General features: G+C 54.2%; 12 protein-coding genes. 6 read left to right on the top strand and 6 right to left on the bottom strand.

The window, feature by feature from the left end:
• The first annotated feature begins 6 nt into the window (after positions 1 to 6).
• From MchiMG62_RS09270 to MchiMG62_RS09250, 5 genes are all read left to right on the top strand, one after another.
• Positions 7 to 855 carry a hypothetical protein gene (locus tag MchiMG62_RS09270; protein WP_221056710.1) on the top strand — a complete coding sequence of 283 codons (849 nt, stop codon included), beginning with the start codon at positions 7 to 9 and terminating at the stop codon, positions 853 to 855.
• Between the two features lie 531 nt (positions 856 to 1,386).
• The gene (locus tag MchiMG62_RS09265) at positions 1,387 to 2,514 is read left to right on the top strand and encodes an IS256 family transposase (protein WP_221056709.1); all 1,128 of its coding nucleotides are present in this window, start codon (positions 1,387 to 1,389) and stop codon (positions 2,512 to 2,514) included.
• Positions 2,515 to 2,673: 159 nt separating this feature from the next.
• Positions 2,674 to 3,609 (top strand): glycosyltransferase, encoded by a 936-nt coding sequence (locus MchiMG62_RS09260; protein WP_221056708.1) that lies wholly within the window; start codon positions 2,674 to 2,676, stop codon positions 3,607 to 3,609.
• A 418-nt stretch (positions 3,610 to 4,027) separates the two neighbouring features.
• Positions 4,028 to 5,260 (top strand): glycosyltransferase family 4 protein, encoded by a 1,233-nt coding sequence (locus tag MchiMG62_RS09255; protein ID WP_221056707.1) that lies wholly within the window; start codon positions 4,028 to 4,030, stop codon positions 5,258 to 5,260.
• A 275-nt stretch (positions 5,261 to 5,535) separates the two neighbouring features.
• Entirely contained in the window at positions 5,536 to 6,345 is an 810-nt protein-coding gene (locus MchiMG62_RS09250) for a glycosyltransferase family 2 protein (protein ID WP_221056706.1), read from the top strand.
• A gap of 390 nt (positions 6,346 to 6,735) precedes the next feature.
• On the opposite strand, the gene MchiMG62_RS09245 is transcribed toward MchiMG62_RS09250, so the two are convergent.
• From MchiMG62_RS09245 to MchiMG62_RS09235, 3 genes are all read right to left on the bottom strand, one after another.
• The gene (locus MchiMG62_RS09245) at positions 6,736 to 6,903 is read right to left on the bottom strand and encodes a hypothetical protein (RefSeq protein ID WP_221056705.1); all 168 of its coding nucleotides are present in this window, start codon (positions 6,901 to 6,903) and stop codon (positions 6,736 to 6,738) included.
• A gap of 29 nt (positions 6,904 to 6,932) precedes the next feature.
• Positions 6,933 to 7,079, bottom strand: coding sequence for a hypothetical protein (locus MchiMG62_RS09240; RefSeq protein ID WP_221056704.1), 147 nt, complete (start codon positions 7,077 to 7,079; stop codon positions 6,933 to 6,935).
• Positions 7,080 to 7,165: 86 nt separating this feature from the next.
• Complete coding sequence (locus MchiMG62_RS09235; protein WP_244987663.1) at positions 7,166 to 8,296, bottom strand: glycosyltransferase family 4 protein; 1,131 nt, start codon at positions 8,294 to 8,296, stop codon at positions 7,166 to 7,168.
• A gap of 298 nt (positions 8,297 to 8,594) precedes the next feature.
• Between MchiMG62_RS09235 and MchiMG62_RS09230 the strand changes: the two genes are divergently transcribed.
• Entirely contained in the window at positions 8,595 to 9,677 is a 1,083-nt protein-coding gene (locus MchiMG62_RS09230) for a glycosyltransferase family 4 protein (protein ID WP_221056702.1), read from the top strand.
• A gap of 4 nt (positions 9,678 to 9,681) precedes the next feature.
• Here the strand turns inward: MchiMG62_RS09230 and MchiMG62_RS09225 are convergent, their stop codons facing one another.
• Genes MchiMG62_RS09225 through wecB form a run of 3 tightly spaced genes read right to left on the bottom strand, consistent with a single transcriptional unit; the run spans position 9,682 to position 13,101 of the window.
• Entirely contained in the window at positions 9,682 to 10,965 is a 1,284-nt protein-coding gene (locus tag MchiMG62_RS09225; RefSeq protein WP_221056701.1) for a glycosyltransferase, read from the bottom strand.
• Between the two features lie 37 nt (positions 10,966 to 11,002).
• Entirely contained in the window at positions 11,003 to 11,971 is a 969-nt protein-coding gene (locus MchiMG62_RS09220) for a glycosyltransferase family 2 protein (protein WP_221056700.1), read from the bottom strand.
• A gap of 44 nt (positions 11,972 to 12,015) precedes the next feature.
• On the bottom strand, positions 12,016 to 13,101 hold the full coding sequence (gene wecB, locus MchiMG62_RS09215) for a non-hydrolyzing UDP-N-acetylglucosamine 2-epimerase (protein ID WP_221056699.1): 1,086 nt from the start codon (positions 13,099 to 13,101) through the stop codon (positions 12,016 to 12,018).
• Positions 13,102 to 13,104 lie beyond the last annotated feature (3 nt).

Here is a 13,104-nt window from a genome sequence, read left to right as displayed (position 1 = left end):
GAACCTATGTTGACGATCTTCACGATCCCCAAACCATTTAAAGATCATATCTCCGTTATTCAAAAGAACGCGATCAAGAGTTGGACTCTACTCGAACCGTCCTGTGAAATTATCCTTTTTGGAGATGAAGAGGGGGTTGAAGAAATTGCACAAGAACTTGGCGTGCGTCATATTCAGAACATTGCAAAAAACGAATATGGCACACCACTATTAAGCGACGTTTTTACAAAAGCACATCGTGAGGCTCGCAACGGGATCCTCTGCTATGTTAATGCAGATATTATTCTCTTGCAAGACTTTATAGGAGCAATCAGAACAATTCAGACATTACCAGAAGCATATTTGATGGTTGGTCAACGGTGGGATGTAGATATCGATGTACCGTGGGATTTTTCAGTAGATAATTGGCAAAAGAACATGCATGATTACCTAAAAGTTCACGCGAAAATTCACCCCCCAGCAGGAAGCGACTATTTTGTCTTTCCGGGAGATACTTTTGAGTCTATTCCACCATTTGCTGTTGGAAGAGCTGGATGGGATAACTGGATGATTTACAACGCCCGAACAAACAGGATTCCTGTGATTGATGCAACAGCGGTTACCACAGTGATACATCAGAATCATGATTATAGCCATGTAAAACATAATCTAGGAGACACTTACGAAAATCCTGAATCCGCTCGAAATAGGGAGATTATTGGAGATAGAAAACGAACATACACACTAAAAGAGGCAAATTTACTATTGACCCCAGAAGGGTTGGCAAAAAACGTTCATTCCAATGAATATAATCCAGTTCGGCGTCTGCAGATGTTCTTAAAAAATATTATAGTCGGTAGAAGGGGAGAGACATAAAATCTGCTTGATAGTAAAACGGAATAAATGATCTGAAGGTCATTCTAATGCGATGTTCCCTAAGGTAGATTAGAAGTTGTCCTAAAAGCATTCGCGGATCCAACATTCACATGATTTGGAGCACTCTTCCACGGTTTAACAAATAGCTGAGTTATATCTTGCGTCGAATCGCCGGTATGGCTTCCCCGGGAACCGTACCTGATGGTGCTCAAATTCTGGTCCTGCTGGAATGGCAGATGTACGAGAAACGTGATGATCTTTGAATGGGTGTCCCCGTCCAGGTAATGGTGTTTTGAGACTATCTATGTAGTTGATTCGAAGGACAAGATAAAATATTGGGGAACTGTTTCAAACTTATTGAGCCTGAAAGTTAAGACAAATAACAACCTACAAAGATTGTTAAAATGAACGGCAGATGTAGTGCAGCTTATTTTGCCAGTCACTAAATGAAAAAGGTAGCGTAACGAAAGTTCTGTAAAATTGAATTGGCCCTGGATCCAACCTAGATTTGGACAAAGGAGAAACAGGGCCATGGATCCCTTAGCGTTAATCGAAGATTATCTTTCCGATCAGGAGAACGGCATGAAGACGCTCATCACCTGGTTCCTCAACCAGGTGATGCTCGCAGAGGCCCTCCAGCAGGCAGGAGCCGCCCAGTACGAACGCACCGATGCGCGGAAAGCGCATCGAAACGGTTACAAGGACCGATCCCTCAAGACCCGATACGGGGAGACGATCCTCCGGAAACCGCAGTTCCGGGAGTTCCCGTTCGAGACACAGGTCTTCGGGCGCTATGCCCGGGTGGAGAAAGCTCTGGTGAACGCAATTGTCGAATCCTACCTCCAGGGAGTTTCGACGAGAAAGATCCAGGAGATCGTCAGTCATCTGGGGATCGACCAGCTCTCCCCGGCTTCGGTCTCCCGGATGGCCAAGAACCTCGACGACCAGGTGCAGGCATTCTTCCTGCGGCCGATCGAACAGGCTATCCCATACCTCTTCGTGGATGCCTCCTACTACAAAATCCGGGACGGAGCACGATACGTCACCAAAGCGGTCCTGGTGGTCGCCGGCGTCCGGGATGACGGCTACCGGGAGATCCTGGGCGCAAGAATCACGGATTGTGAGAACGAAGAATTCTGGTCAGGAATGTTCGAGGAGCTCAACGAACGGGGACTCACCGGGGTTCAACTGGTCGTCTCGGATGGGCATACCGGCATCCAGAAGGCGGCTGAAGCCGCCTTCCTCGGTGCATCCTGGCAGATGTGTCAGGTTCATTGTACCCGAGCTGTCTTGAGGAATATTCCTCGGAAACACCAGAAAGAGGTTGTAGAAGGCCTGAAGGAGGCCTATGGAAGTGAACAAAGGCTTCAAGATCTCGCTGATGACCTGAATGCCAGGGGGTACCGGAAAGCAGCCAACACCATCGAACGATTCCTCCCCGGGCTTATGAGTTACACGGCATTCCCAAAACCGCACGGGAAACGGCTCAGAACGACGAACATGGTGGAGCGGGTCAATAGGGAACTGAAACGGAGAACCAAGGTTGTAGGCGTGTTCCCGAACGAGGAATCCCTTCTCCGGCTGGTCGGATCTATCCTGATGGACATCAACGAGGAGTGGGTCACCGGCAGAAGGTATTTGACGATGGAGAAGGAATGATCAGACAAGGAGACAGGGCTCAGGCAAATTACAGAAGATCTGAGACGTTACCATTATCTTCAATAGCCTTTCGATTCATATTGTTCATCGAAAAATATCTAAATGTATGTCCAGAAGTCATGATTCTATTATGCTTTCATGCCGCGAGGGATGGGTAGAATGACTGAAACTGAATTAGCTCCCATAACTCTCTTCGTCTACAACCGACCGTTGCACACCCGGCAGACTGTAGAGGCGCTACAAAAGAACGAGTTGGCGAGCGAAAGTGAGATCTTCATCTACAGCGACGCTCCCAAAACTGAGCGCGCGGTAGAAGATGTTGCCAGAGTCCGCGAGTATATCAAAACAATAGACGGATTCAAAAAAGTCACGATCATCGAGCGGAGTGAAAACTGGGGGTTGGCCGATTCGATCATCGATGGCGTGACAAAGATTGTGAACGACTACGGCAGGGTGATCGTGCTGGAAGATGACCTCGTAACAAGTCCTTACTTCCTGCGGTTCATGAACGAGGGGCTGGAATTCTATCACTGTAACCCTGAAATTATGTCGATAAGTGGCTACACTCTACCGCCAGTCTGTATGAGTTTTCCCGAAAACTTTCCCGATGACATCTATCTGAATTACCGGAATTCATCATGGGGTTGGGCTACCTGGGCTGACCGGTGGAACCTTGTCGATTGGGAGATCAAGGACTATCGTCAATTCATTAATGATTCTGAACGGCAAAAGCAGTTCAACCGCGGAGGAGATGATCTTACAAATATGCTTAAATTACAGATGGAAGGAAAAATTAATTCCTGGGCTATCCGATTTAGTTATGCGCATTTCAAACATAGAATGTATTCTATCTGCCCCCGCTACTCATATGTCAACAATATCGGTCTCGATGGCACGGGAACGCACTGCGACAAGACGCGCATTTTTGAGAACGATCTCTCAAGAGCGAAGCGTACTTGCACCTTCATAAAAGATATCCAGCTCAATAAAGATGTTATGCTGGAGTTCTGGAGATTCCATCGTAAAAAATCTCTTATCGTGCGGGGAATCAATAAGGTGTCAAGAGATCTCTTTAATAGAAATGTTATACGGTGAAAATTTTCCAAAGTCACTGCATTCGACATATGGGGTGGGGCTGCCCAGGCAGCGTATCGATTGCAACGGACTCTACCCGACTTCAGTGTAGGCACCCAGATGTTGATACAGTCAAAGTTAGTGATAATGACTGCAGGGTGCCTAGATCCTTGCCGGTCGCTGCGCCCATTCCTTAGACTGCAAGCGCTGGAAGACCGGGTGCGGGAACTACCCGCCCCACTCTCGCGATCTATCCTGCGATCAGGAAGGATGCGACGGTCTACAACTGGCAGCGCAAGGCAGGGACCTTCTTCCACCCTGGTACTCGCACTGAGGCACGAGAGATACTCTGCCTTTCTGTACGATGTAAGGATCCCCTTTGCAACAAATAACATCAAGATAGATACCTAGAATACCTTTACTGGGGCAGATATAAATCATGAAACTCCTTTATGATCACCAGATCTTCACATTGCAAAAGTACGGCGGTATATCACGTTACTTTTGTGAACTAATGGGTCAGTTTTCTTTGGACCCCGACACTGAATTCACCCTTGCACTACGTAAGTCGCGTAATGAGAACCTTCGTGATCTCTACTCATCGAGCAAAGAACGATTAAACAATGATATCTGTTTATATGACGCACAGGGATCTCCAGCAATTCAAAAGATCATACATCACGGTTTACCAATCATCCGAAAAATTGCATGTATTGGGTTTCCGATCATTCGGAAGGTTGCGCCGATAGATATATTAAACGGTCTACGTAGTAATCAAAGAGAATCTGTTCGTTTATTGAAGAAACAAGAATTTGATATTTTTCATCCAACATACTATGATCCATATTTCACAAAGTATCTCATGGAAAAACCCTATGTATTAACGGTTCACGACATGATTCATGAACTTTATCCAGACTTCTTCTCACCCTACGACAGAACAGAAGAAGGGAAAAAACGGCTTATCGAAGGTGCGAACTGCATCATCGCCGTGTCTGAAAATACAAAAAAAGATATTATAAAAATCTTTGATGTTGACCCGGATCTGATTCATGTTGTCTATCATGGGAATCCGTTTGAGAGCAAAATTAATTCCCCCGTTGGTTCTACTTTAAACGACTCATATTTAATGAAGCCATATCTACTCTACGTTGGGAACCGAGAAGGCTATAAAAATTACATCTTTTTCATCAAAGCTATGGCTGAACTGTTGAAGAATGATGAGGATCTTCACATTTACTGTGCAGGAGGGGGACCATTCAACTTAAATGAAATGAAAATGTTGCGCGAGTTAGATATCTCTTCGAAAGTGCATTTTGTTAAAACAAACGACTACATCATGAGACAGTTGTATGAAAACGCGCAGGCATTCGTATTTCCTTCTCTTTACGAAGGTTTTGGACTGCCCATTCTGGAAGCATTTTCCTGTGGTTGTCCTGCAATACTGAGCAATTCTAGTTCTCTCCCGGAAATCGGAGTAGATGCCGCCTGTTATTTCGATCCGAACGATCCAGAGTCACTTACTCGGAGAGTAGAAGAAATTCTTTCTGACAATGAATACAGGGAGCAATGTATCATGAAAGGATTCGAACGTTTGAAATTCTTTTCCTGGGAAAAGACAGCCCAGGAAACAAAGGCCGTATATGACAATTTAGCATATCATTTGATATAGTATTTTCAACACAGTTCAAATGTCCTCTCCATTTTCCCAGCATATTTCGCCAATTTCTACGGTGGTTCGGGCTGAGGAGGATGGCAAGTTTTCTAAACGGTTGATTGACCCGTTCGTCGACACGAACAGTCGTTGACACCAGGAGCAATTTAGCGATCAGCCTCCTCTAGGCTGGATTGCCCGTTGACAAAAAAGTTTCAACGAAATCCGATTACAGAAAAATCCATGTTTCTACCAAAATTAATTTAACTCGCAGTGGAAAAACTATATCAGCCATGAGTAATCCCTATCCAAAAATTACCGTTGTTACTCCATCATATAACCAGGGGCAGTACCTGGAGCAGACGATCAAATCTGTTCTCACACAAGATTATCCGAACCTTGAATATATTATATTGGATGGAGGCTCTACCGATCAGAGCGTTTCCATCATTGAGCGATACGATCGTTCCCTCACATACTGGGTCAGTGAACCGGATGGTGGTCAGGCGGAAGCGATAGCGAAGGGGTTTGATGTAGCCACGGGAGATATCATCGCCTGGTTGAACTCCGACGACGTCTATCTTCCGGGGACCCTGCAGAGAGTAAGCGAAGCATATAACGCAAACCCTTCTGCCGAATGGTGGATTGGGAATACGTTCATGATAAATCCACAAAATCGTGTCATTGTTCGGTGGTATGCAAGACCCACAAATCTGCAAAAACTCCTCTACTCTGGCATGACGGCAGCTCAACCCTCGACCTTCTGGAAGCGGGACAAATATTTTGAGTATGGGAAGCTGGATACACAGATGCAGTTCTGTTTTGACTATGACCTCAATATCCGCTTTGCACAAAGGACAGTTCCAATCTATGTCGATGCTTTCCTCTCAGCATTCCGTTTCCACCCGGAGTCAAAGACAAGTACTCTTACGGATGTCCGCCGCAGGGAGAATCAATTACTGTGGGACAGGTACAACGGAAGTAAACGCTACCGGTGGTATGACTTCCTGAGGGCCGCTTACTATAAATCGCTGGCCTATGCCTGGTACTCTTCCCGCCTCTTGCTTGACAGGGATGGTAAGAAAACCACATATGTCGCTTAATGTTACCCTTGAAATGCTCTGTAGAAAAAATCGATCCCAGGCCATGATCGGCCCGGGGTGATCGTTCTCCTGAGATTGTAGAGGATAAGTTTGATCCCAAACTCCTCACATATTAGGGAATATATCGAGATTGCGTTTCTCCGCAATTTTTAGACCTACTTCGGCACCTTGACGGGCTGTTCCTCCCCCAGGGCTCACTGCATAGACTTTTGAGCGTTTCAGGAGCAGGCCCGGGGGCGAGAGGTGCGCTGTCATCTCCGCCTGCTTGATCCGGTTCAGGATCCCGCAATAAGAGTAGAGGCAGAGGAGCCCGACGAAGATGTGGCCGAAGACCGTCTCTCTTCCGGAGATAGGGTGTATCCGCCTGGCTCTGGCTCTTGAACGCAGACGTTAGAGCCTTCGATCAGGTTCTGGAATATATAGATCGTAAATCTCGTAGGGCTCCACCGTCAGCGAAGAGACGATCCGGATCCGGTCAGCGTACCCCTTGCCGCTTATTCGGCGTTTACTGACCAATATCGGCCTCTTTCTGCAGCGGTAGAAGATCTCCTCCGCCACCAGTTCGACATCCTCATAAAGGTAGAGCGTTACCCATCCTCCTCGTGTTTACTGGTGTGGATCATCCGTCTGTGGTAGACGAAGTGGTCGGTGAGATGGATCCGGTTCTCGTACCGGGTGCTGTTGTGGCGCTGCGAGAGGATAAATGGGGTCCTGGCCTCCTGGGAGGATCTCATTCGCCCCTGAGACGAATCCCCGGGTGAGGGTTGGGGCTGGAGACGGACGTCCGGGGGCAGGGCGGGATTCCCCCTCAGTGCCGGTTTCAGACCCCGCCACCCCCCAACTGTCCCTCAATTGCGCGGTACACCCCAAGCAGCCTCTTCTCCATCTCCCCCCAGTTGTATCGCTCAAGAACCGCCTTCCGCCCGTTCTCCCCCATCCTCCGCGCCGCGTCCGGGTGTTCCAGAAGATAGGTGATCGCCTCCGCGATCGCATCGGGGTCGGTCGGGTCGACCAGCACCCCGCACTCTGTCTCCGCCACCACCTTCCGGATCTCCGGAAAGTCGCTTGCAACGACAGGAAGGCCGCAGAGCATATAGTCAAAGAGCTTGTTCGGGAGGCCGATGTAGGCGTTGTAGTAGTCGGGCTGGAAGACGAGGAGCCCGATGCTCCCCATGCGCAGGGTGTCGTACATCTCCCGGTAGGGGAGGTAGCCTGTCAGCGTGATCTCCGGCCGCGGGTCCGCCCCCGCCGCAATCGCCCCGATATCCTCCCGGACGTTCCCGACGAGCGTCAGGGAGATGTCGGGGTATATCGCCGCCACCTTCGACATCGCCTGGATGCATTCCCTGATGCCGTGAAACATCTGCATGTTCCCGGCCATGTAGACCACGTTACGGTTGCCCCCTGCCGGCAATGCCGGTGGCGGCGCCGACTCGGCGACCGAGTAGTTGGAGATGATCACAGGACGCGTCCCGTTCTTGCCGAACCGCTCCGCGACACTCTCGCTGACGGCAATCCTCGCGTCGGCAAACCGCGAGAGCAGAACCTCTCCCCGGGAAAGCAGGGGTTCAAGAACCCTCGTGAGGACTGACACGTTCGGGACACCGAGATCGAACGGGATCTCGCTCGGCCAGTGCTCGTGGATGTCGTAGACGACCTTTCGGCCTTTCACGGCCTTCAACAGGAGCGCTGCGAGGAGAGCGTCCGGTTCATGGCAGTGAATGACGTCGCACTCCTCTCCCAGACCTGCCCGAAGCACTCTCCAGAGTGTCAGGGGATGAAGGAGGTTTGAAGCGGGTTTCCGGACGGCGACGATCTTCACACCGCTGTTCTCCTCGATACCCCCGTATTCCGAAGGAGCGATGATTATAATATCATGCTCCTTTGTAAGGCTCTTCGCCTCCTTCTCGAATATCCGCCCGTCGTAGGGGAGGTGAGTCGTGGTAAGCATGCAGATACGCATAGGCAAGAGTCCAGGCCTCTCTGCCCGGAACCTTCCCCTCCGGTCCGGCACGAACGCGAGTGGCTGAACAGCTCCCTGTCTATGGGCAGAGTATATATAATCGCTCTCCGATGGGCACAGCAGGAGGCAAGAGGAGGCACCAGGGTATCACCGCCATCACCTTCGCCGAACGACCGACAGGCAACCGGCGACCCGCCGGACAGCACTCGCGGCAGTCTACCCGGCGTCCTCCCCCGGGGTGCGCAAAAGTTGATATAACGACGCAGCACCCATCAACCCGGGTTGCATGAAGGTCGCGCTCATCACCAACTACTGGAAGGAGAGCCAGGGCGGAGGCATCAGGGTCTACCTGCAGAACCTGGTCAACGAACTTGCTGCAAGCGGCGCCGATATCCGGGTCATATTCAGGGAAGGGCATGATCCCGACGAGGTCGGGATCCCGGCGAGCCAGCGGCTCTTTGCGGTGCGGTCGCTCTTTGCCCTGCGTGACTACGGGCCGGACGTCGTCACCGTTCACGGCGGCTGGCACTGCCTCTTCCCTGCAATCGCCTACAAACTCCTCCACGGCTGCATCGTTGTGCAGACATTCCACACCGAGCCGGAGGAGGCGCTGACGGACCGGTTCAGGCTCTTCTACCAGACCCTCCTCAACCGGTGCGACCACGTAACGTTCGTATCGAACCGGCTCAGGGAGAGGACCTTCGAGGTCTGGAACCTGAAGTTCCCGAGGACCGAGATAACCTACGCAGGGGCCCCTGAGATTGCCATGGTGACCCCGGAGAGGGTCGCTGCGTTCCGCGAGCGGTTTGGCATCGAAGACCGCCGGCCGGTGCTCCTTGCCCTCGGCCTGACCGCGCTGAAGTACAAGGCCGAAGGCCTGAAACATCTCATCCGGGCCGTCAATCTCCTCAAAGAGAAGTATCCGGAGATCGTCCTTGTCGCGACCCGGAAGGGCGTCTTCTCCCCGGAGGTAGAGGAGTTCGCACGGGCCGAAGGGGCGTCCGGGCACGTTGTCTTCACGGGAGATATCGAGGACACCGCTGTGCCGCTCTCCTTCTGCGATATCTACACGCACATCACCTTCGGGGACGGGTTGCCGATAGCGCTCCTTGAGGCGATGGCCATGGGCAAACCCATCATTGCAACCCCTGTGGCGGGGATACCGGAGGCGATCAGAGATGGGGAGAATGGTATCCTCGTGCCGCCGGAGCCGGTTGAGATCGCTAAAATGATCGACTACCTGATCGAGAACCCGGATATAGCCCGGCGCCTCGGAGAAAATGCGAAGAGGACCGTTGACGAACGGTTTACGTGGCAGAAGAGCGCAGCGAAGTTTTTGACGCTCTTCTCGGACGGTTGGCGGGTGTGACGAATCACCGCAGGAGGGCCTGCAGGTCGCCAGCGAAGGCACCGAAGTTCCGGTCCGCGTCATAGCAGCGTTCCCAGTTCTCCCTGCACGCCGACCGTATCGCCCGGGTGCCGCCAGGGTCGGCAGCGATCCTGACGACGGCTTTTGCTATATCCCGTGGCGCCGGGTGCTCCGGGAGCAGGATGCCCGTAGCGTCGGAGACGATCTCCGGGATCCCGCCCACCGCCGTTGCGATCACCGGGATACCGCAGCTCTCCGCCTCCATGATCGAGACCGGGATGCCCTCGGACTCGCTGACATTTATGAAGACGTCGATGGGGCTCTGCCGGTAATGCTCCAGGACGGCGGCGTTGTCGAGGTACCCGGTGAACCGGTGGCTGACGTTCCCTGGCAGCGTCGCATCGGCGTAGGTCGCCAACTCTGCCTGCAACGGCCCTCCGCCGATGTGCACCCACTCAAACTCCCGGTCTGGCTGCATCCGGCCTGCCTCCGCAAGGCCCCTGAGCAGGAGATCGATGCGTTTTATCGGAATGATGTGGGAACAGGAGACGACCCGAAAGACCCCGTCGAGGGAGGGGGGCGTGAGGAACCCGGGATCTCCCGTACCAAGTCGGGCCACCCGGAAGCCGGATGCACACGAGGGGTGCCGGGCTGAAAGATACCTCTTCCCGTGCTCCGAGACGGGGTAGATCCGGTCAGGGGAGCAGGTTCTGGTCTCCTCAAACGGCATGTAGGGCGGGGTGTAGCGCTCGGCGTAGAGGTCATACCCGTGCGCCCGCGAGACGCACCGGATCTCCGGGAAGTCCCTCTTCGCCAGCGCGGCGCCAAGCGCGGTGCCGTCGAACCAGTAGGTGTAGAGGAGCGTGCGGGCGGGATCGAGCAGCCCCTCTTCGACCCTCCGTGCGACCCAGTCCCGGACGTCGAGCGCGATGCCGAGGTAGCCGAGCGCCTTGCGCATCCCGGCCGGGTGGATCATGCACCGGTAGTTTTGCCGGAACTCTGCGTAGAACTCCGGTGATGCAAGCGATGAGAGGATGAGGTGCAGGTAGTAGGCTGCCGTGCTCTCTTTCTGCGCATCGTGCATGATGGAAGTCTCGGCCGATATGTTCTCCGGGAGCGGCCGGTCGAGCCTCTCGCCGGGCGGGGGAGAGAGGCGCGGGACGAGCGTGACGGTGTCAAACACCGAGGAGAGGTGCGGGAGCTCCCGGTCGAGGAACGACTCCACGACCCTGCTGAAGGGGTAGGATGTAGTGAAGACAACCAGGTGGTCGCCGTTCTCGGGAGCCATCGTCACCGGTAAGGGGGCCGGAGCAGATAAGAGTTTTTCAGTGCTGACGGGGCCTGCTGTCCGACGGTTCGGTGACCGTCGGTAAGAGGGCTGCTTTCAGGCCCCGGTAGCGCCGGTACCAGGGAGCGGGTATGAACGCCATCAGGGAGTACGAGAATTTTCGTTGGCGGAACCTCCGGGTCGGGCACCAGGCCAGGTTGGCCCGCGCGAGGTCGGGGCGCCCGGCCTGGATGTTCCGCGCTGCAGTCTGCAGTTGTTTTGCGGCAACATACTCCAGCACGTCGTCAAGCATCTCCGGAGGAATCAGCCCGCGTTTGGCCGCTTGCCGTGCCGAGGCGACGAACGGGTTCTCGGGGACTGGCTGGACCCTTGTGCAGGCCCTGCAGGCAATTTCGGTATGGTAAACCGCACCGATCCGATGGGTGAATGCGATCGGGTAGCAGAACGCAATCCTGCCCCAGAGGTCCACATCCTCGCCCCACCAGAACCCTTCGATAAATCCACCCATCTCCTCCAAGACCTCTCTGGGTATCGCCACTGAGGAGGCGCTGACCGGCGGCTCACCGAGGGTTGCCGACTGAAAGTAGTTCGGGAGCAGCCCGCTCCAGGGGGCCGGAGGCACGGCCGCAATCGAGGCGACCCGCATACCGCCGTCCGGGTTGTAGACCGCGTAGGCCGTCGCATAAGCCCCGGCCCGGGGGTAACGCCTGCAGAGGTCGAGAACCGCCCCTAGAAAAGTTGGATGCCATTCGTCATCTGCATCTAGAAACGCTACGAGATCCGCGTTCGCCTCCCGGATCCCCCGGTTCCGTGCAGCCGAGGCGCCCCGGTTTTCCTGCACGATCAAGCGTATCCGGGCGTCTGCAAAGCGCTCGACGATCGTCGCACCCCCGTCGGTCGACCCGTCGTCTACGACGATGACCTCGAACTCCTGTTCGGTCTGGGCAAGCACCGATCGAACCGCTCGCTCGATATATGGGGCCTTGTTATAGAGGGGGATGACCACCGAGAAAACTGGTTTACCACCGCCTACCAGATGCCCACACCTCCCTACACACCGGGGCGGTTGGTGGTACCTCTGGAACGAATAATCTTTGCAATCCCGGCGGCAGCCTGCCCATTCCCAAAGAGCGGGAACTGGTCTCCTGCCGGAGCAAACTCGCGGATCATCGAGACAATCCTCTCCCTCTCCGCCCCCACGAGCACGTTCCACCCGGCCTCGACCGTCTCGACCCACTCGGTGTTCTCCCGGAGGGTGATGCAGGGCACGCCGAGCATATACGCCTCTTTCTGGATGCCGCCGGAGTCGGTGAGGATCTTCTTCGCATGCGCCATCAGGCGGAGCATATCGAGGTAGCCGAGCGGCTCGAAGACCCGGACGTTCTCCGGCATCGTTGCGAGAAGGCCGTATTTACTGAGGCACTTCCGTGTCCGGGGGTGAACCGGGAAGACGGCCGACATTCCGGCCTCCCCGAGGGCGCCAAGGACAGCAGCCATGTTCTCCGGGCTATCGGTGTTCGACGGCCGGTGGACGGTGACGACGAGGTACTCTCCCGGACTGACCCCGACCTCATCGAGGATCCGGGAGCGCTCCTCCGCAACTGCGCGGTTGTGGTTCATCGCATCCATCATCACATCCCCGACGAGGAAGACACCCTCCGTGATCCCCTCGGCCGCAAGGTTCCTAACAGCCGTCTCCGTCGGGCAGAAGAGGAGGTCAGATGCGTGGTCCGTAAGCACCCGGTTCACCTCCTCGGGCATACGCCGGTCGAAGCTCCGGAGCCCCGCCTCAACGTGTGCGACCGGAATATGGAGTTTTACCGCCGCAAGCGCGCCAGCAAAGGTCGAGTTCGTGTCGCCGTAGACCAGAACGACATCGGGCTTCTCCCTTTCGAGAACGGCCTCGATCGCACCGAGCATCGCCCCGGTCTGGCGGCCATGGGTCCCGGAGCCGATACCGAGGTTGTAGTCGGGCTTCGGTATCGCGAGTTCCTCGAAGAAGACCTCCGACATGCCGTGGTCATAGTGCTGCCCGGTGTGGACGAGGATCTCCTCGTTCTCCTTCCTGAGTTCCCGGGAAACGGGAGCGCACTTGATGAACTGCGGCCGGGCGCCGACGATCGATACGACCTTCATGGT

The organism is Methanoculleus chikugoensis (assembly GCF_019669965.1).
GTDB classification, from domain to species: domain Archaea; phylum Halobacteriota; class Methanomicrobia; order Methanomicrobiales; family Methanoculleaceae; genus Methanoculleus; species Methanoculleus chikugoensis.
The sequence above is the reverse complement of the archived record's forward strand: the minus strand, read 5'-3'. Positions and strand labels throughout refer to the sequence as shown.